Here is a 20,694-nt window from a genome sequence, read left to right as displayed (position 1 = left end):
ATTATGCCATTCTTTTTTCGGGTATACATACAATAATGCTAGGAGGTTTGATGATTATTACAACTTTGATGCACTATTCGTGGCAACTTTCAAAGACTGTTCTCGCATGCCTCTGTCTGACTGCTACATTTATATTGGCTTGTTACAACGCTTTTCTTAGCCATAGTATTGCGCTTTTATGTGCAATAAGCCATCTCATTTTGACATTGTTGCTACTCATTTTTTATATGATTAATCACCATTATATCGCACGGAAATCGAAACCGCGGGCGACATATCGTATGTGGATGTTAGAACGTATCTTTGTATTAGCGAGTGGCTTATTTTTCTCGTTAATTGCTTGCTTACTACTCGTTTTAAGCGTCTTTCGACTTATGCATCCCGTAAACGTGGCAATTGACCCTGTATTACAGACAGGTATAGCCATTTTAATTAGCAATATGATTTGCTATTTTTTACTCTCGTCAAAACAATCGAGTGCACAAGCGTACATGCGCTATTTATTACGAATGGATAGTATGAACGCTATTCTCGTCGTACTCGTGACGCTTATGCTTTTAAAATGGGATGTCAGCATTATTGATGAGTTGCTCGCCATGATGCTTGCGATTACATTATTTAAACAATCTTATCAAGTTTTAACGCGCTCACTCATCATGATGACAGAAGGCACACCTGAACAGCTTCAGCTAGCGGCAATCCAAGGCAGGTTATATCGATTAACAGCCGTCATCGATATTTCTAACATTCAATTGTGGACGGTGATCGGTGAAGCGATGACGCTGAGCTGTCGATTAAAAATTACACCCGATGCCCATTTAGAAGCGGTACATCAAGAAGTACTCACGATTTTAAAAAAAGAATATCATATTACGAATGTCGTTATTCGTTTTATCCAATAAAAAAGAGGCACACTATGGCCTCTTTTTTACGTTTTAAAATAGCTTTTTCACGTATTGAGAACGGATGTATAAAGAACCAAAACCTTCTACTTTCGCTTCTAAATCATGTCCATCTACATCGCCACAAAACTTAATATTTTTTACTTTCGTGCCTGCTTTTAAATCTGATGTTGCACCTTTTACTTTTAAATCTTTAATAATCGTTACGTTATCTCCAGGTGATAATACGTTCCCTACACTGTCTTTAATTAACGCCGCTTCTTCTGCTTCTTTTTGCTCGAATTCAGTCCATTCATGTGCGCATTCTGGGCAAATGAAAGCAGTCCCATCACTATATGTATATGTCGATTCGCATTTTGGGCAATTTGGAATTTGTTCCATGATAACCCCTCCTTTTATGTATTCTCCTCTATCTTGCCATAGGTCATATGCTCAGAAAAGACTTTTATCGTTATTTCAAGCGAAAATTTCTGCGATGTTCACGATTTTTACAATTTTAACGTAAAAAAAAGAGACCGCTTAAAGCAGTCTCCTATGCATTATGCAAATTCTAAATACAGACCGATTACCGCATATAAAATGACCGTTGAGAATAAAATGACCATATGCAGTAATGAGTAAACAAACAATAAGTTTGCCCATTTTTTCGGATCTTTTTTATGATAGCCATAAATATTTAATACGAGCCATACAATACTTAAAATAGTTGCAACGAGCATTAAACCTGTACTTAAATATCCTAGTGGTAAACAACAAATAATTAAAATGACTAAGTAAACATTTGTCGTTACATACGTACGTTTCATGCCTTTTGCAACAGGTAACATCGGTACGTTTGCTGCACGATAATCTTCCATTTTACGAATGGCAATCGCATAAAAGTGTGGCATTTGCCAAATAAGCTCAATAATAAATAAGCTAATAATCGCCGGGTGGAAAATATCATTGCTCACAACACCCCACCCGATTAATGGTGGCATTGCGCCTGATAAACTACCAACTTCTGTGTTATAAACCGTATGACGCTTTGTCCACATCGTATATGGTACAACGTAGAAAAACCATCCTAAAAAGCCAAGTAACGCTGCCATTGGCGATGCAATATAAAGCATTGCTAAACCGGCGATCAATAACCCAAAACTAATGATTAATGTTTGTGTTGGTGAAACATCACCTGTAACAGTCGGTCGTTTTTGTGTACGACGCATTTTTGCATCGATGTCACGATCGTACCAGTTATTAAAAGCACCCGCGCCACCAATCACCGCACCTGTACCGATAATCGCTAAAATGATCGCTAATTTTTCGTCAAATGGATTGACATGATATGTGTACATCGCAAGCATTAAACCTGCGATCATTGTGATCAAATTCGATTTGATGATCCCCGTTTTGACCGTTTGTGCCAAAATTTTCATCATCGTTGGTTGCTCAACGGCGACAGCAGCATTGTGACTTGCCATATTTTTCATTTTTTGCTGACTTCGCATGTAATTCATTCCTTTACAAGATTAGTCATTTCCTAGACTAATGCTATTCGTCCTTACTTCTTGCAATACTACTATCATAACAAAAAATAATTCAATTACCTATTACATTTAACGATTTCACATAAAAGTCATGATTGAGACTTGCTCTCATTTAAATATTATAGTAAGCAAATATATAGGCAACTTTTAGACGTTCCGCTATACTATATAAATCGAAAGGGGTTTTATCCATGCACATTAGTTTTATCGGGATCGGTAATATGGCATCTGCTATTATTCGCGGTATCGCGAATCAGCATAACGATGCTTCATTTATTACCGGCTATAACCGTACCAATAAAAAAGCACAAGACTTAGCTACAGAAACAGGGATTACTGCAACGGATTCTATTGTAGAAGCGACAAAAGCAGACATCATTTTTTTAGGCGTGAAACCGTATCAATTAGAAGAGATTGCAGAAAGTATACGTCCATATTTAACGGCTGACAAGTTACTCGTTTCAATGGCGGCTGGCAAAGACTTAGCGACATTACAACAGCTGTTTAACCATGAAGCAATCATGCGCATTATGCCGAACGTCAACGCGGCAGTTGGTCACTCTACGACGAGCTATGCAGTGACTGAAAGTGTAACGCCCGCACAAATCGATGCGGCCGTTTCGTTATTAACTGCTACAGGCTCAATGATTGCTCTTGAAGAAAAACAATTCGCAAACTTTTCTGCCATTGCAGGCGCTTCACCAGCATTCCATTACATGTACATTGATGCAATTGCACGTGCAGCCGTTAAAGAAGGTATGCCAAAAGCAGTTGCTTTACAAATTGCCGCAGATGCCGTACTCGGTAGCGCAAAGATGATTTTAGAAAGCCAACATCATCCAATTGACCTTGTCGATCAAGTATGTTCCCCTGGTGGCACAACAATTGAAGGTGTCATGGCATTAAAAGCAAATGGTTTTGAACACGCCGTTCATGAAGCTGTTCATGCAGTCGTTCAAAAAGATCACCAATTAAAATAGTTTTGACTAGCATCGTCTATTTGACGGTGCTTTTTTTCTTTAAAGATATAAATATTTTCTTATATTTAAATATTGACTTATAACGTAAAATTTTATATATTTTAATTAAGAAATGAAAACGTTTTCATTGATAGGAGGCCTATGCCATGCAAGCACATATGATACCCGTTGTTTCATCTAAATTAAAAGCTGTCGGTTATGAAGAAAGTCCAATGATTTTACGTGTTGAATTTTATAAAGACGGCGTATTTGAATATTACGGCGTGCCAGAATTAATTTACAATGATTTAATGAGTGCTGACTCACTAGGCGTTTATTTCAAACGTTATATTAAAGACCGCTATCGTTACGTAAAAGTTGGCTAACAAAAAAGGCTGGATTAGCTCCAGCCTTTTTGTTATGCGTTATTTTTTTCGACGAATTGAACAGCTTCTGCTAAAAGCTCTTTCCACGTATCATACGAAGAATGTTCTTTTACGAAATCGTTCAAATCGCTTTCTGATAAATTTTGTACAGCGGCCATATTGTTAATATCAACTGGCGACACTTTTAATAAATCAGCAATAGAAGAAAAATTTGTTTTTTCCGCGACAAAATCATCTGACAGTAAATCTGCTAATCCGTATTTCCCACCAGTGATGGCTTGCACTTGGCTTAAAAGATCTAATAAGTTCAAGTTCTCAACCCCTTATCTATCATTAAAATCATCTTTCCCTTCTATATATTACATTAAACTATTTCACTTTTGCATAGTTAATTTTCGTTACAGCACCTTCAGCAAGTGATGGCTTTTTCAATGATACATAAATGCTGCCACCTTTTTTGTTTAACTTCACTGTTTTTGTTGCTGTTTTTGACGTTGCTTTGAAGCTTAATAGTTTTTTCTTTTTATTCGCATCACTATATACATTCACTGTTGCACCAACTGGTAACGCTTTAAATGTCACTTTGTTTTTCGCTGTTTTCACTTGAACGTTTGAACTTTTCACTGTTTTTGTCGCCATCGTTGCTTTAATGTCATAATTGGCGTGACCGAACACATCATCCCCACCACCTGCAACACGTACATAGTAAGTACCTTTATCTACAAATGTCGAGCTTTTCGTCACTGTCCATGCACGGTTCACTTTCGTGTCAAACCCTTTAACAATTTTACGATTCGCATCGTATAGGCGATAGTCTAATGAAGCATCTTCATTCGTCGTAGCTGTTCGGATATTTAATTGACCCGATTCTTTGACCATCACTTTATAATAATCCATCATATCTAAATCATTCGTTTGGCCTTTAAATGTCGTATTTAATGGTAACGCTGTCGCTGACTTACGATCTTGGTTACTTTCTAATTCGATATTTTTTTTCGTTTCATATTTTGTTGCTAAACGGTAGCTAGCATCTTTAGGTGCTTTCATGCTAGAAGCTGAAACGATTAAATAGTACGTTCCTTTTTTAACGCCTGTTTTAAACGTTTCATACGGTTGGTCCACTGTTAATACACCGTCTGATAGCAGTGAAAGTGTGTCGCTACTTTCTTTCATATATTGCTTGTTATAACCGTAGTTAACGATTGAAGATTCATCCATTAACTGCTCAAGTGTTTGTTCTAAGTCTGTTAATTTGAGTGGGCGTAAATAATCGAAAACATCGCCTAACGTTTCAAATTGATACTCATAAAAAGGGTTCAACTCTGAAGCAAGCATCACTGATAAACCTTTGCTTTTCGCGTCAGCAATATTAACTTTAAGTTCACCATTTTCAGGTACTGTTACTTTAATAATATCCATCGCATCTACATCTAACTGTCCATTGATAGATGTAGTCGTTTTTGTTACACTCGCTTCATCGATTGTACGCTTTTCTAACGCTTGTACTTGTGGTGCTGCAACCCCAGCCGCCATCGTTACTGCTAATGCGACTGCAGCACTTTTTTGCCATAACTTTTTCATATTTTACCCACCTTTTCATTTATATTATCAATTTTATCAATAATTTATCAAAATATACATTTTTTCCTTGAAATTAATACATATTACTTACTAGATAGTAAAAAGACCTAGGCACATTATAGCATCTATTGGCAATATTCGGTACTATTAATAAATGGGGGTGTAGATTTGACGTCACATATACATACTGAAAAAACGTTTCTAGACGGTGTAAAAGACTGCTTGCCAACGTTGATCGGTTATTTAAGTATTGGTTTTGCCTTTGGAGTTGTAGGCATCGCTTCACATTTATCAATTTTTGAAATCTTTTTATTGTCATTACTCATTTATGCAGGAGCTGCCCAGTTTATTTTTTGTAGTTTATTAATGGCTGGTACACCTGCTTCAGCGATTATTTTAACGACATTTATCGTAAACTTACGGCATTTTCTAATGTCTTTATCTCTCGCGCCATCGTTTAAACAAGACTCTTTTATGAAAAATATCGGCTATGGCACATTGCTTACCGATGAAACATATGGTGTCGCTATGACGATGCGTGCAAGGCAACAAACTTTATCTGGACGATGGATGGATGGTTTGAATGTTACTGCGTATATCTCGTGGATCATCGCTTCAATCGCTGGTGCCATTGTCGGAAAATGGATACCAAATCCAGAAAGTTGGGGATTAGACTTCGCCCTGACAGCGATGTTTGTCGCACTGCTAATTTTAAATTTACAAAGTATACCAAAATCTAAATTGATGCATTATGTACGCCTTATCCTTTATATGGGCATTGCAATGTTTGTACTGATGAGTTTTTTACCGAGCCATTTAGCCGTGCTCGCGAGTACACTCGTTGTCGCTGCGATTGGAGTGATGACTGAAAAATGACGACATTATCAATGTTTTTCATCATTGCTGGTTGTGCGTTCGTGACGTGGTTACCACGCGTCATTCCATTTATACTTGTGAAAGCAATGCCGATGCCATCTATTATTATGCGGTTTTTAGCTTATATTCCGGTATGTATTTTAAGTGCCCTCGTCTATGCATCGCTCTTTGATGCAACTGGATCAATCACATCACTGAACGTCTTTAATACGATTGCTTTCGTGCCGACATTATTCATTGCACTCTGGACGAAAAGCTTATCAAAAACGGTCATTGCTGGCGTTATCACAATGGCGGCTTTACGATATTTTTTCTAAACAACAAAAAGAGGTTGGACAAAACGTCCAACCTCTTTTTTGTCTACGTGTGTAGACGCCCCTTAGTTTGCTTGTAAGTGTTCTGCTTTCCAGTTCTCTGGTAAGATCGCGTTGAATTGTGCGCGTTGTTTATCTGATAGACGAATAAATGATACTTTATCTGCTTCGATTGCAAAATGTTCGCCTTCTTTTGCAGCAAATAAATAGCCTAATAATGCTTTTGCAGCTTCGGCTGTCATTGTTTTCGCCTCATAACCTTCACGTAGTACGTGTTCAAACGCTTTTGCATCTGCTTCGTAAGCATCTAATAACGCTTCAAATGTTAAATTCGGCACTTTTTTTGAAAAGGCTTCAATTTGGCCTCTTTTTAATTTGTACAAAATTTCATCATTCGTTAGCCCATTGCTACGTAATGCCTCAATTTGTAATGCTTGTGTTAACTCGATTTTTACTGTCATAAACAAACTCCCCTTTTGTGAAAATGAATCACACGTTTTTTTAGAGCAGTATATTTCCAATCCCATATGGAAATTATATTGTTGTAAATATACAATATCAATTCATTTTAAGGCCGTCAACTGCATATAGTCATATATGAAAAAGTAAAATAATTTAAACAATTAAGTTATTTTATGTCATGTATGTTTTTTCGTTAAAAACGTATTATTTTTTCTATTTATATGCTTTTTACGCAATATGCAATGTGGATGGATAAAAATAACATAACATTCATTCACGAACATTCAAAATACAATATATCTATTTAGCTGCTATTAAACGAACAATGAAGCAACTTCATCCTTTATAAATACAAATATGAATCATTCGATAAATGAATATTTAATTCGTTTAATTCATTTTTATACATCCTATTCATTATTATAAAAGGAATATTATTTTCAGACAAGGGTTATATATTATGATATAATAGTTTCTGATTATAATTCGAATTATCATTTTATTATCAGAATAAAAACGCTATACGAAATATTCTGTTAAGTTTTTCGAATTTTCTAGCAATTTATATGGAGGTCTTCTTATATGATGGAACTCGCAGAGCTATTAGTTAAGCTCATGATCATCATCGTTGCAGCTAAAGTGTGTGGCACGATCGCTTCGCGTCTTGGCCAGCCGAGCGTACTTGGTGAAATTATCGCTGGTATTTTAATCGGTCCTGCTGTATTTGGATTTGTACATACGAATGGCCACGATGTCATTCATCTATTTAGCGAATTAGGCGTTATTTTCTTAATGTTCTTTGCAGGTGTAGAAACGAATTTAAAAGATTTAACGAGCAGTATGAAATCTGCATTAACAGTCGCTGTATTCGGTGTGATTTTACCGTTTATCGGCGGGTATATCGTCGGCATCAACTTCGGTATGGATGCAACGCACGCTGTCTTTTTAGGGATCGTGTTAACCGCAACATCTGTCAGCATTTCTGTTCAAACGTTCCGTGAATTGAACTATATGCATACGAAAGAAAGTGCTACAGTGCTCGGCGCAGCCATTGCCGATGATATTATCGGTTTAATCATTTTAGCGGTGATGATTAGTATGACTGTCGGTGGCGATGATCCTATTTCAATTATCGTCTTAAAACAAGTCGTATTTTTCGCCGTCATTATCGTGATGCATTTATTAATTCCTCGTATTGCTGGCGTTATCGCACGTATGCGTATTCCTGATATGACGATCGTCTTTGGCGTTGTCCTTTGCTTCTTATATGCATGGTTTGCTGAATATATGGGCATTAGTAACATTATCGGTGCATTTTTCGCGGGGCTTGCACTCGCAACGAACGATGTTTTCCGTGAAGATTTAGAAGGTAAATTACTCCCTTCTATCAACGCCATTTTCATTCCGGTATTCTTCACAAGTATTGGACTTGTCGTTTCATTCGAGGGTCTAGGCGAACATTTATTATTAATCGTCGTTTTATCTGTTGTAGCAGTGGTGACGAAAGTAATCGGTGCAGGGTTTGGCGCGCGCATTACCGGGTTTAATACGTCATCTTCTCTATTAATTGGTACCGCAATGATTTCCCGTGGTGAAGTGGCTTTAATTACTTCATCAATTGGTTTAAGCGCTGGCTTATTTTCGGAAGATTATTATACACCGATGATTATTGCCGTCGTCATTTCAACACTTGTAACGCCACCAATGTTAAAAGTGTTAATTTCAAAACAACAAAAAACTGCATAATGAAAAGTGGCTAGGACATAAGTAAAAATCCTAACCTCTCATAGAGAAGGTGATATCAAATGCTATATCACCTTCTCTATTTTTATACGCACAGTGGCGGTCTCAGCTTCTGCAAGAGTCGCATGAGCAAAAAAAGACATGTACGATTTTCTCAAATCATGCATGTCTTTTCTTATTGGCTAAAATTTTGTTTTAGCCTCTTTTTACAACGGAGCTTGTACAGTCAATCGTTCGTACCAACGAACGCGACTTGATAATTGCGGATATTCATCATTTAGTGCTACACGCGCATTCACACGTTTAATTTTAATTAAGTATCTTTTCAACGCTTCAAATAAACTACTTAGCGCTTCCTCAAAAGGATATGTCGTAACACCGTAACGTGTTGAGTTAATTGTTAACAATGAACCTTTACGTGTAATTAATACAGAGTGGTTGCGATATGTATAAATAGACCGCTCCCCATCGTCTTCATGCAACTCAATTAGTCGATCGTAAAACTCGACTAAAAACTTCCCTTGAATCGCCGCATATAAAATTGGTTCGTCTTCATCAAACAATGTCACGTTTTGAAAAAAGTAATCTTGAAAATTGCCCATTTTCAACATTTCTTCCCCATCAGAATGCCAAATCAATTTCATCTCCCATTCACCTCCGAATTCTATTATGTCTTATTTTTTCTCACATATTCAACATTTTTCTTTAAAAATCGACTATTTTTATATTTAAAAAGCAACGAAAACGTCATTTTCATTCGTTTTGTGGCATAAAAATTATACTAAATTAGGAATAAAAGTTAATAAATGTTTGATATCATCAATTGTATATGTCGGTTGAATCGATGTCGTATTTTCTTCTTGATGGAAGTTGAACCAGCACGTATCAATGCCAGCGACAATTCCACCTTGAATATCACTCGTTAATGAATCTCCGATGATTAACGTATGTGTGCGATCAATTTCTGGTGAATGTGCGAAAACATGATCAAAAAATTCAATTTGTGGTTTATGATAGCCGACTTCTTCAGAAACATAAATCGCGTTAAAATATTTAGCTAAATCTGCATCTTGCAAACGTTTATGCTGTGTTGTCCCTACACCATTTGTGACGATATATTTCGGCATGTCTGCAAGTGCTTGTAATACTTCTAATGCACCTTCTACAAGCTCATGCCCTTCTGCAAGCATCGCTTGATATTCTTCTGCTAACACTTCGCCGTCTACGACAATATCAAAAATATAAAACGTTTCGAAAAAGCGCGTATTTAGTAAATCTTCACGTGTCATCTCTCCGCGTTCAAATGCTTGCCACATACTACGGTTAATTTTATGGTAAGTCGCATGCAAACGTTCTTGGTCTAACGTCGGTCCATATTTTTGTAATATGTTTGCTAGCGCTACTTCCTCCGCTGCATCAAAATTTAAAATCGTATTATCAACATCAAATAATAAATGTGTATATTGCTTCATGATGTGCCCCCTCGTTCAAATTCATCTTTACTAGCCTACCATATAACGAAAAAGAAGACACTCTTCACGAGTGCCTTCTGTTATTAAGAAAGTCGTCCTTTGAAATCTTCGTAGCTAAAGCGTTTTTGAAGACGGCAAATACCTTCTTTATTTTGAATGACGATATCAGGCAATGCCATCCCGTTAAACGTATTGTTTTTCACCATTGAGTAAATCGCCATATCTTCAAAAATGAGACGTTGCCCTGGTGTAAGTCTTTCGTCGAATGAATATTCACCGATGACGTCACCCGCAAGACAAGTTGGTCCACCTAAACGATACGTATATGCTTTCTCGCCGGCTTCTCCACTTTGTTGAAGTGGCGGACGGTAAGGCATTTCAAGTACGTCTGGCATATGACAACTTGCTGACGTATCTAAAATGGCAATGTCAACATCATTAAACGTCGTATCTAAAACGGTCGTTACTAAATACCCTGCTTCATACGCAATCGCTTCACCCGGCTCTAAATACACTTTTAAATCGTATTTTTCTTGCATATACGTAATACATTTTTTTAAAAGCGCTAAGTTATAGCCTGGCTTTGTAATATGGTGACCACCGCCAAAGTTGATCCATTCCATATCGTGTAACGTATCCCCGAAGCGTTCTTCAACAGCGAGTAACGTCGTCCATAAATCGTCGCTATCTTGCTCACAAAGCGTGTGGAAATGTAATCCTGATACGTGCGCTAACGCTGTCGTGTCAAATTGATCTTGTGTAATCCCGAAGCGACACCCTTTCGCACAAGGATCATAAATTTCATGACCGACTTGGGTAGAATGTTCGGGATTAATACGCAGGCCAATTTTTTTCCCAGCTGCAACGACTTCTTTGCCGAAACGTTTTAATTGTGAAAATGAATTAAAGACGATATGGTCGCAAAGCGCAATAATTTCAGGCATTTCACTTTCTTTATATGCTGGTGAGAAAATATGATTTTCTTTGCCCATTTCTTCTGCGCCAAGTTTCGCCTCATATAACCCACTCGCTGTTGTACCATTTAAATATTTACCAATGAGTGGATACAAACTAAACATACTAAATGCTTTTTGTGCTAATAAAATGTGGCAGCCTGTTTCATCAATGACTTGCTTCAAAATTTGCAAGTTTCGTTCAATAAGAGATTCGTCTACCACATATGCTGGTGTTGGAATATCCGTTATACGCATTAGTCTACAAGCTCCGGTGTTAAGCTTTCTTTCCATGGTAAGCCCCATTTGTTTAGTGCTTCCATGAATGGATCTGGATCAAATTCTTCAACGTTGTACACGCCTGGTTTTTGCCATGTGCCATTCATTACAAGTGCTGCACCGATCATTGCAGGTACGCCTGTTGTATAAGAAACGGCTTGAGAGCCTACTTCTGCGTAGCACGCTTCGTGGTCGCATACGTTGTATACGTAGTATGTTTTTTCTTGACCATCTTTTTTACCACGGAAAATACAACCGATGTTTGTTTTCCCTTTTGTGCGTGATCCAAGTGATGCTGGATCTGGTAAAACAGCTTTTAAAAATTGTAGTGGAATAATTTCTTTTCCTTCAAACATAATTGGTTCGATTGACGTCATACCAACGTTTTCTAAGCATTGTAAGTGACGTAAGTATGATTCACCGAATGTCATGAAGAAGCGGATACGTTTAATACCAGGAATGTTTAATGCAAGTGATTCAAGCTCTTCATGGTGTAGTAAATACATATCTTTTTCGCCGACTTCTGGGAAGTTGTACACGCGTTTAATTTCCATCGGTTCTGTTTCAATCCATTCACCATTTTCCCAATAAGAACCGTTCGCCGTTACTTCACGAATGTTGATTTCTGGGTTAAAGTTCGTTGCGAATGGATAGCCGTGGTCACCAGCGTTGCAGTCTAAAATATCGATATAATTGATTTCATCGAAGTGATGTTTTAATGCGTGAGCAGAAAATACGCCTGTTACGCCTGGATCAAATCCTGAACCAAGAAGCGCTGTAATACCCGCTTCTTCAAAGCGCTCACGATACGCCCATTGCCATTTGTATTCAAATTTCGCTGTATCTTCTGGTTCATAGTTTGCTGTATCCATATAATGCGTCTTCGTCGCTAAGCATGCATCCATGATTGTTAAATCTTGATATGGAAGTGCTAAGTTCATGACGATGTCTGGTTTAACTTCATTGATTAGTGCGATTAATTCATCTACATTATCAGCATCGACTTGTGCTGTCGTAATGATTGTTCCTTGACCGTCTAATTTTTCTTTTAATGCGTCACATTTTGATTTTGTACGACTCGCGATACAAATTTCTTCGAATACCTCACTGTTTTGTACACATTTATGAATTGCTACTGATGCTACGCCACCGCAGCCGATAATTAACGCTTTACCCATTTTTCATAACCTCTTTTCTATTTTTGTAATGCTAGTAAAAATTCACGAATTACTTTTCCCGCTAACGCTGTTGAACGACCTGATGGATCATAAATTGGTGATAGTTCGTTGACGTCACAAGCGACGATATTTGCTTTTTGACTCACTTCTGTTAATGCTTCTAACAGTTGTAAATAGCTCACGCCACCTGCTTCCGGTGTACCTGTTCCAGGGAACTCTGACGGATCTAATACATCTAAATCAATCGTAAAGTAAACAGGTTTATCACCAATCTCAGCGAGCGCTTCTGATAATCCGTTAAAATTAAACTTTTGTAAGTTTGAATGTTGTTTCGCCCATTCAAATTCCGGGCGGTCACCCGAGCGAATGCCAAAGTGATACATTTTGCCATCTCCGACTAAATCGTGGCAACGACGTAACACCGTCGCGTGACTTAGATGTTCACCTAAATACTCATCTCGTAAATCGGTATGCGCATCGAAATGAACGATATGTAAATCCGGATATTGTTTAAAGGCAGCACGAACGGCACCGAGTGTTACTAAATGTTCGCCACCAATCATAAACGGTAATTTGCCATCTGTTAAAATTTCAGACGCACGCGCTTCGATTAAATTTAACACACGTTCTGGATTGCCAAATGGTAATTCTAAATCACCGCTGTCAAAAATCTGATAATCTGTTAAGTCTTTATCTTGATATGGGCTATATGTTTCTAACCCGAATGATTCTGCACGTACTGCTGATGGACCAAAACGTGTCCCAGGACGGTAACTCGTCGTGCCATCAAACGGTACGCCATATAATACGTGTGTTGCTTGCTCGTAATCGGCGTCACAACCGATAAACGTTTGAATATTTTTATTCAACATCACTTAATAACTCCTCTACGTAATTTGGTAAACAGAACGCGCCGACATGCAGTTGATGATTGTAATATTTCGTTCGAATATTCAATTTTTTAAAGTCCTCCACATGCTGATTTTCAATCGGATGATACGTTTTAGATGCAAATCCGAACAACCAATGACCTGATGGGTAAGTCGGAATATGTGCTTGATAGACGCGGCTAATTGGAAAACTTTCGACGATTCGTTTATGTGCACGTTGCATCGCTAATCGATCTTCCTCATAAAATGGACTTTCATGTTGATTGACCATAATGCCGTCATCTGTTAATGCATTGTAGCAACTACCATAAAATTCTTTTGTAAATAACCCCTCGCCCGGCCCGAATGGATCGGTTGAATCAACGATAATCAAATCGTATTGCCCCTGAGCTGTGCGCACATATTTCAAGCCATCTGCAATATGTACACGTACACGCGGATCATCAAAACCACATGCTGTCTGCGGTAAATATTGTTTACATACATCGATTACTTGTTCATCAATTTCAACGAGGTCGATTTGTTGAATGTTAGGATAATAGCTAAGTTCGCGTAAAATACCACCGTCTCCTGCTCCAATGACGAGCACATTTTGAACGTTCGGATGAACTGACATTGGAACGTGTACGAGCATTTCATGATAAATAAATTCATCTTTTTCTGTTAGCATCATATAGCCATCTAATGTTAAAAAGCGTCCGAACTCTGACGATTCGAATACGTCGATACGTTGAAATTCACTTTGGCCGCTATATAACTGACGATCGACTTTAATCGAAAATTTTACATCTTTCGTATGATGCTCGCTATACCATAGTTCCATCATGTCCCTCCTTCACTACGTTGACATGATCAACTGCTAAATCTTCGGTACCTGTTAACTGACAACCTTTCGCTTTCGCATAGGCAATATAATCAACAATTGCATCGGTGATTACTTCTCCTGGTGCTAAAATTGGAATGCCTGGTGGATAGCACATAACAAATTCACCACACACTTTACCGACTGCTTGTTGAAGTGGTAATAACGTCTTTTCCGCATAAAATGCTTGCTGTGGTGAGATGGCAACAGCAGGCTCGATATATTCTTGCGTTAACATCCCTTTTTTCGAGCGTTCAAAGCGACGTTTAATATCAGCAAGTGCACTTACTAAACGTTCAATATCACGTTCGCGATCACCAACAGAAATGTAAGCTAAAATATTGCCAAGATCACCAAATTCGATTTGAATATCATAGTCATCACGTAAAATATCGTACACTTCAATACCTGCTAGTCCTATGTCTAAAGTATGAATTGACAGTTTCGTCGGGTCAATATCATATACGCTGTCGCCGTTGACCAAATCTTTACCAAAGACATAATAACCGCCAATGGCATGTAACTCCTCACGCACATAATTCGTATAATCAACGACTTGTTTAAAAATCTCATGTCCGTTTAGTGCTAAATTACGACGCGATAAATCGAGGCTCGACATCAGCAAATACGAAGCACTCGTCGTTTGTGTTAAGTTTACGACTTGGCGTACGTAATCTGCATTCATCCCTTCACCCATTAATAAAAATGAACTTTGCGTTAAACTGCCCCCTGATTTATGCATACTCACGGCCGCCATATCTGCACCAGCAGCCATCGCTGAAATCGGCATATCTCTTCCGAAGTAAAAATGAGTGCCATGTGCTTCATCCACTAACACTTTCATACCAGCTTTATGCGCGACGTCAACAATCCCTTTTAAATCCGAGCAAATACCATAATATGTCGGGTTATTAACGAAAATCGCTTTTGCATTTGGATGTTCCGCAATGGCGCGTTCTACTTGCGCAATAGACATGCCGAGTGCGATACCAAGGTCATCATTTGCCTCAGGATTCACATACACCGGAACAGCTCCGTTTAATACGAGTGCATTTAATACACTACGATGGACATTTCTCGGCAAAATAATTTCATCGCCTTGTTTTGTCGTACTAAATACCATCGCTTGTACAGCAGAGGTTGTTCCACCTACCATGAAAAATGCTTCACGTGCACCGAACGCTTCAGCTGCAATTTCTTCAGCATCTTTAATGACGGAAACTGGGTGGCATAAGTTATCGAGTGGTTTCATCGAGTTAACGTCAACTGAAAGCGTATCTTCTCCTAAAAATGCTGCCAGTTCTGGATTTCCGCGTCCTCTTTTATGACCTGGTACGTCAAATGGTACAATACGCTGTTGCTTAAACTGCATTAACGCTTCATATAGCGGCGCACGTTGTTGTAATGTCGTCGTTGCTTGCATTTATCTGATCCCCCCTGTTCCGTTAAAAATCTCTTCCATCTCCACTTGTAACGTTGCTAACATTTGTTCACGCTTGAGTGGTGACACTTTCGTTAAATCCATATCAAACACATAGTTTTCGAGTGCTAATGATTTTAAGCGCATGCGTGTATGGAATAAATTTGCTTGTGGCATATTCATATCTTCCACATCATATTGTGCCAAAGTATTCGATGAAACATAATCTTGAATCGAGTGAATGACATGATCACAATATACTTTCTGGCCATGCAAATCACGTGTGAAACCACGTACGCGATAGTCCATCGTAATGACATCTGAATCAAATGACGAAATTAAGTAGTCGAGTGTAGAAAGTGGTGTAATTTCGCCGCAAGTTGCCACATCGATGTCAACGCGGAAAGTCGCCAAATGGTTATCGGGATGAAACTCGGGATACGTATGTACAGTTACATGGCTTTTATCGAGATGTGCAACGAGTGTATCACTACCGTAGCGTGCCAATTGTTGTTCGGCAATTAAACAGGTGACGCTTGCGCCTTGTGGATCATAATCTTGTTTTGAAATATTTAACACATGTGCACCGATCATGTCTGTCACATGACGTAAAATTTCTGTGAGTCGATCGGCATTGTATTGCTCGTCAATATATTCGATATAAGCTTGTTGCTCTGCAGACGTCTCCGCGTAACAAACATCGTAAATATTAAAACTCAGTGCCTTCGTTAAATTGTTAAATCCATACAACTTCAAGCGTTCCATTTCATCCTCCTTCCGCAAAAAAAGAGCAAGCAATGCATTTAGCATCACTTGCTCTCGGTTATATACATACGAATACGTAAAAAATAGACAATTCCAGAAAAAATAAACGAATAAATTAATAAACAATGTCCTGGTTCTATATCGTTTCGATGTAAAATCCTACATGGCTTTTTAGAGTCTATATAGCAAATAATTACTTTTACTACTCATATTGACCAATTTCACAAGTTGATGTGCATTTAAACACTGGTTGTAAAGTAACCAACTTATAAAACTTGAGCTTCTAACTCAATCAATAGGTGGCGTACCACCAAGCGGCAGTTGACCCGGCTGTCCGTATGGCCTTAACTCTTAAAGAGTGGTCAAAATAACTATTGCTCGGAAAGACTCACTCGAATACGACTTCCCTTTGAACAACGCATTTATCGTAACAGCAGACGAATTCAATGTCAATAATTTTCCAAAAAATATTTTTAGAAAATTCCTTCTAACTGTTTAAAACGTTGTTATATCAACTACTACATGCTTATAAAAAAGTTATGTGAGACGAACATTTTACATAACTTTTCTTTCCTTATTCGTAAGTAAGCAACTCCTCAATTGCTGTTTGGACACGTGATGGATTCGGCATCCAGTCTTTTTCAATCGTGCCTGCTGGGTATGGAGAGTCAAAACCAGCGACACGTTTAATCGGTCCGAGCAGTGAGAAAATCGCGCGTTCTGAAACGAGCGCGGCGATTTCTGCACCGATGCCATTCGTTTTCACCGCTTCATGCACGATACATAAACGTTCTGTTTTTTCGACAGATTTTACAATCGTTTCAATATCAATTGGCGCCACAGTACGTAGGTCTATTAACTCAATTGAAATCCCTTTTTCCGCATACTGTGTAACAATTTTTTGTAGCCAAACGACAGGAGGTCCCCAGGCAACAATCGTCACATCAGAACCTTCTGTCACGACATTTGCTTCTCCAAGCGCTACCGTATAAGCCTCATCTGGCACTTCTTCTTTTATCGAACGATAGATGCTCATCGGCTCTAAATAGAGCACAGGATCCGGATCGGCAATAGCTGCTAGAAGCAAACCTTTTGCATCATAAGGATTAGACGGCATCACAATTTTCATGCCTGGTGAATGACTAAAGATCGCTTCTACACTATCCGCGTGAAGTTCTGGCGTATTGACGCCTGCTCCATATGGACTGCGAATGACAATTGGCGCTGAAAAACGTCCGTTCGAACGATAGCGCATACGTGTCGCTTGGCTAACAATTTGGTCCATCGCTTCATAAATAAAGCCGAAAAATTGGATTTCTGCAATCGGTCTTAAACCGTTTAAACTCATGCCAACTGCCGTACCAATAATGCCTGATTCTGCTAATGGCGTATCAATAACTCGCATTTCTCCATATTTTTCTTGTAGGCCATCAGTCACACGGAACACGCCACCATTTTTACCGACATCTTCTCCTAAAATCACGATATCTTCTTGTTCCATCGCTAAAAATAGTGCTTCGTTAATCGCTTGTACAATCGTTTTTGTTGTCATTATGATTGCCCCCTTAAACCATCAATTTGTTCTTGAATAAGCGGTGGTGGTGTCTCGTATACTTTTCCTAGCATGTCCGCTAATGATGGTGGCGGTGTACTTTCAATTTCTTCAATCACTTGTTCTATTTCTTCAGACACACGTTCTTCAATACGCTTTTCAAATGCTTCATCCCACAATGATTTTGCAGCTAATAATTTTTGCATACGTACGAGTGGATCACGCATTTGCCACAACGCTTCTTCATTATCTGTTCGATATTTTTTCGGGTCATCTGATGTTGTATGAGGCCCTAAACGGTAAGTAACCGCTTCAACGAGTACAGGACCTTCATTCGCTTTTTCATATGCACGTTGCATCACATCATAGCACGCAAGCACATCATTGCCATCAACATATTCATAAGCCATGTTATAAGCTTTTGCACGCTCTGCTACTGTCTCTGTATTCATCTGTTTCGAAAGCGGTGTACTAATCGCATATTGATTGTTTTGACAGACGAAAATAACCGGCAGTTTATGCACAGCTGCGAAATTTAACGCTTCATGGAAATCACCTTGACTTGTTGCCCCATCGCCAAAGAATGTAAGTGTTTTCGCGTTTTCACCTTTAATTTTCGATGCAAAGCCGATGCCGACTGCATGTAACATTTGCGCTGCAATAATAATTTGAATAGGCAATACATTCACACCCTCTGGCGGTGAGCCCCCATCGCTATACCCTTTGAAATAACGAATAATTTGTGCAAGTGGCATGCCATGTAACATCGTTGCCACAGAATCACGATAACTTGGCGCAATCCAGTCTTCTTGACTTAATACGAGTGCACTCGCAACTTGTATTGCCTCTTGCCCGCTAACAGGTGCTACAAGTGCCATACGCCCTTGTCGTTGCATTTTATACATTTTTGTATCAATCATACGTCCACGTTTCATTTCTGCATACATCGTTCTTAACAAATCATCTGATGGTAAAGGTTGATCTACTAATAATGTACCATCTACATCTAACCATTTTGTCATTTCCATATGTTGCACCCCCTACGATTTCAATAATAATGTTGACGGATTTTCTACATAGCGTTTAAATGTTTCCATAAATAGACCGACAGCTTCTCCATCGATAATACGATGATCGAACGATAAACTTGCTCCCATCATCGTACCAATACCGATTGTGCGATCTTTTAAGATTACTGGCTTTTCAGTCATTGCGTGTAAACTCATAATGGCTACTTGCGGTGCCGTCATAACAGGTGTCGCATATACACCGCCACGCATGCCGGTGCTAGAAATTGTAAATGTAGCACCTTTCAATTCATGTAATGCTAATTTGTTTTCGCGACCGCGCGCTGTTAAGTCTGCTAATTGATCTGCAATTTCTTCAAGTGTTAATTGTTCAACGTTGTGCATAACAGGTACGACAAGCCCTTGTTGTGTCGCCATTGCTATACCTAAATGAATACCTTCATGATAAATAATCTCTTCTTTTTCTTCATCAATACTTGCATTGAAAATTGGATGTTGTTTCAGTGTATGTGCAGTCATTTTAATGAATAATGGTAAATACGTTAAAGGTGCTGTTGTAAACGGTTTCAACTCTTCACGTAAAGCTATCACTTCATCTACCTGCATCTCATGCATCGCCGTCGTATGTGGAATATTCGCTAATGACGCCGCAATATTTTTAAACATTTGCTTACGTACACCATTGATTTTTTCTCGGCGATCGACAGAAACTTTCGTCGTCACTTCGCGTCTTTCAATCGTCGCTGTGGCCTGTTGTTCTGTTTGTGGCTCCGCTGACATACTTAATACGTCTTGCTTCGTAATACGACCATGTGGTGCAGATGGTGTTACTTGTTGAATATCAATATTAAGCGAACGTGCCAACTTTCGTACACTTGGCGCTGCCTTAACACGCGACGGACCTTTTGCCACTGTTGTAGTTGCTGTTGTCTTCTCTGGTTGCGGTGGCGCCTCTAGTGGCTTCGTTTCTACTTGTAAAGCTGCACTTTCACTTTGCCCTTTTCCTGTATCTACTTCAACAAGCATGTCTCCAACGATTACTTTATCGCCAATTTCTCCAGCACGTTGTCGAATGACACCTTTTTTAGGGGCTGTTACTTCGATTGCTACTTTATCTGTTTGTAATTCTACAATGGCTCCATCGCGCTCTACTGTATCGCCTACATCGACAAACCATTGTAAAATTTCCGCCTCATGCAATCCTTCTCCAACATCTGTAAACAACACTTTTTCCACAGAAATCACCTCATTCGTGTAAATTTTAGCTACTTTATACATTTTTATTGTTACTTACCCTCTATATTATTCGATGACGCATTATTTTACAATACATATTTATTATCTTAATTTTCTGAATATTATAGTGATAGTAGTCTTTTTCAATCGCAATATATTATATATTTGTTTTGAAAAATAGTAATTAAATGCACAAAAAAAGCTACCGAACATTCGGTAGCTTTTTCATAATTATGAGTCATGCAGGATTCGAACCAGCGACCCTCTGATTAAAAGTCAGATGCTCTACCAACTGAGCTAATGACTC

General features: G+C 38.6%; 22 protein-coding genes and 1 tRNA gene. 6 read left to right on the top strand and 17 right to left on the bottom strand.

The annotated features are described in order from the left end of the window. The first annotated feature begins 35 nt into the window (after positions 1–35). Positions 36–902, top strand: coding sequence for a cation efflux transmembrane domain-containing protein (locus KMHG_RS04415; RefSeq protein WP_084761371.1), 867 nt, complete (start codon positions 36–38; stop codon positions 900–902). A 33-nt stretch (positions 903–935) separates the two neighbouring features. Here the strand turns inward: KMHG_RS04415 and KMHG_RS04410 are convergent, their stop codons facing one another. Then, positions 936–1,283: a zinc ribbon domain-containing protein YjdM gene (locus KMHG_RS04410; protein ID WP_010287345.1), complete on the bottom strand. Its 348-nt coding sequence runs from the start codon at positions 1,281–1,283 to the stop codon at positions 936–938. Between the two features lie 158 nt (positions 1,284–1,441). Further along, complete coding sequence (gene cyoE, locus KMHG_RS04405) at positions 1,442–2,392, bottom strand: heme o synthase (RefSeq protein ID WP_010287343.1); 951 nt, start codon at positions 2,390–2,392, stop codon at positions 1,442–1,444. A 230-nt stretch (positions 2,393–2,622) separates the two neighbouring features. Between cyoE and proC the strand changes: the two genes are divergently transcribed. Then, entirely contained in the window at positions 2,623–3,411 is a 789-nt protein-coding gene (gene proC, locus KMHG_RS04400; RefSeq protein ID WP_010287341.1) for a pyrroline-5-carboxylate reductase, read from the top strand. Between the two features lie 146 nt (positions 3,412–3,557). Further along, positions 3,558–3,776 (top strand): KTSC domain-containing protein, encoded by a 219-nt coding sequence (locus KMHG_RS04395; protein ID WP_010287339.1) that lies wholly within the window; start codon positions 3,558–3,560, stop codon positions 3,774–3,776. Positions 3,777–3,808: 32 nt separating this feature from the next. Here KMHG_RS04395 and KMHG_RS04390 read toward each other — a convergent pair whose 3' ends face one another. Together KMHG_RS04390 and KMHG_RS04385 are read right to left on the bottom strand one after the other, a co-directional pair. Beyond that, positions 3,809–4,087, bottom strand: a complete 279-nt coding sequence (locus KMHG_RS04390) for a hypothetical protein (protein ID WP_010287337.1) — start codon at positions 4,085–4,087, stop codon at positions 3,809–3,811. Positions 4,088–4,145: 58 nt separating this feature from the next. After that, a complete protein-coding gene (locus KMHG_RS04385; RefSeq protein ID WP_010287335.1) occupies positions 4,146–5,357 on the bottom strand; it encodes a pre-peptidase C-terminal domain-containing protein in 1,212 nt (403 codons plus the stop codon). 168 nt (positions 5,358–5,525) lie between these two features. Between KMHG_RS04385 and KMHG_RS04380 the strand changes: the two genes are divergently transcribed. Further along, the gene (locus KMHG_RS04380; RefSeq protein ID WP_010287334.1) at positions 5,526–6,233 is read left to right on the top strand and encodes an AzlC family ABC transporter permease; all 708 of its coding nucleotides are present in this window, start codon (positions 5,526–5,528) and stop codon (positions 6,231–6,233) included. Continuing rightward, entirely contained in the window at positions 6,230–6,550 is a 321-nt protein-coding gene (locus KMHG_RS04375; protein WP_010287333.1) for an AzlD domain-containing protein, read from the top strand. Before KMHG_RS04380 ends, KMHG_RS04375 begins: the two co-directional genes overlap by 4 nt. A gap of 62 nt (positions 6,551–6,612) precedes the next feature. On the opposite strand, the gene KMHG_RS04370 is transcribed toward KMHG_RS04375, so the two are convergent. After that, complete coding sequence (locus KMHG_RS04370) at positions 6,613–7,008, bottom strand: hypothetical protein (RefSeq protein WP_010287332.1); 396 nt, start codon at positions 7,006–7,008, stop codon at positions 6,613–6,615. A 583-nt stretch (positions 7,009–7,591) separates the two neighbouring features. Here KMHG_RS04370 and KMHG_RS04365 point away from each other — a divergent pair. After that, positions 7,592–8,755 carry a cation:proton antiporter gene (locus KMHG_RS04365; RefSeq protein WP_010287331.1) on the top strand — a complete coding sequence of 388 codons (1,164 nt, stop codon included), beginning with the start codon at positions 7,592–7,594 and terminating at the stop codon, positions 8,753–8,755. A gap of 203 nt (positions 8,756–8,958) precedes the next feature. On the opposite strand, the gene KMHG_RS04360 is transcribed toward KMHG_RS04365, so the two are convergent. The 12 genes from KMHG_RS04360 to KMHG_RS04305 form a co-directional block, all read right to left on the bottom strand. After that, positions 8,959–9,396 carry a hypothetical protein gene (locus tag KMHG_RS04360; protein ID WP_010287330.1) on the bottom strand — a complete coding sequence of 146 codons (438 nt, stop codon included), beginning with the start codon at positions 9,394–9,396 and terminating at the stop codon, positions 8,959–8,961. 132 nt (positions 9,397–9,528) lie between these two features. Then, entirely contained in the window at positions 9,529–10,224 is a 696-nt protein-coding gene (locus KMHG_RS04355) for a YjjG family noncanonical pyrimidine nucleotidase (protein WP_010287328.1), read from the bottom strand. 83 nt (positions 10,225–10,307) lie between these two features. Further along, on the bottom strand, positions 10,308–11,435 hold the full coding sequence (gene nspC / locus KMHG_RS04350) for a carboxynorspermidine decarboxylase (RefSeq protein ID WP_010287326.1): 1,128 nt from the start codon (positions 11,433–11,435) through the stop codon (positions 10,308–10,310). Next, complete coding sequence (locus tag KMHG_RS04345; RefSeq protein WP_010287324.1) at positions 11,435–12,634, bottom strand: saccharopine dehydrogenase family protein; 1,200 nt, start codon at positions 12,632–12,634, stop codon at positions 11,435–11,437. Before KMHG_RS04345 ends, nspC begins: the two co-directional genes overlap by 1 nt. A gap of 17 nt (positions 12,635–12,651) precedes the next feature. Next, the gene (gene speB, locus KMHG_RS04340) at positions 12,652–13,506 is read right to left on the bottom strand and encodes an agmatinase (RefSeq protein ID WP_010287322.1); all 855 of its coding nucleotides are present in this window, start codon (positions 13,504–13,506) and stop codon (positions 12,652–12,654) included. Further along, positions 13,496–14,347, bottom strand: coding sequence for a polyamine aminopropyltransferase (speE, locus tag KMHG_RS04335; RefSeq protein ID WP_010287320.1), 852 nt, complete (start codon positions 14,345–14,347; stop codon positions 13,496–13,498). Before speE ends, speB begins: the two co-directional genes overlap by 11 nt. After that, positions 14,331–15,809, bottom strand: a complete 1,479-nt coding sequence (locus KMHG_RS04330) for an aminotransferase class I/II-fold pyridoxal phosphate-dependent enzyme (protein ID WP_010287318.1) — start codon at positions 15,807–15,809, stop codon at positions 14,331–14,333. Before KMHG_RS04330 ends, speE begins: the two co-directional genes overlap by 17 nt. Then, a complete protein-coding gene (gene speD, locus KMHG_RS04325) occupies positions 15,810–16,571 on the bottom strand; it encodes an adenosylmethionine decarboxylase (RefSeq protein ID WP_010287315.1) in 762 nt (253 codons plus the stop codon). A gap of 574 nt (positions 16,572–17,145) precedes the next feature. Then, positions 17,146–18,123 (bottom strand): alpha-ketoacid dehydrogenase subunit beta, encoded by a 978-nt coding sequence (locus KMHG_RS04320; RefSeq protein WP_010287313.1) that lies wholly within the window; start codon positions 18,121–18,123, stop codon positions 17,146–17,148. Beyond that, positions 18,123–19,151, bottom strand: coding sequence for a pyruvate dehydrogenase (acetyl-transferring) E1 component subunit alpha (gene pdhA, locus KMHG_RS04315; protein WP_010287308.1), 1,029 nt, complete (start codon positions 19,149–19,151; stop codon positions 18,123–18,125). Before pdhA ends, KMHG_RS04320 begins: the two co-directional genes overlap by 1 nt. Before the next feature lie 12 nt (positions 19,152–19,163). After that, positions 19,164–20,387, bottom strand: a complete 1,224-nt coding sequence (locus KMHG_RS04310) for a dihydrolipoamide acetyltransferase family protein (RefSeq protein ID WP_147608071.1) — start codon at positions 20,385–20,387, stop codon at positions 19,164–19,166. A 234-nt stretch (positions 20,388–20,621) separates the two neighbouring features. Then, positions 20,622–20,694: transfer RNA gene (locus tag KMHG_RS04305), tRNA-Lys, on the bottom strand.

Source organism: Kurthia massiliensis, assembly GCF_000285555.1.
Taxonomy (GTDB): domain Bacteria; phylum Bacillota; class Bacilli; order Bacillales_A; family Planococcaceae; genus Kurthia; species Kurthia massiliensis.
Note: the sequence above shows the minus strand (reverse complement) of the source record. Positions and strands in the feature narration are given on the sequence as shown.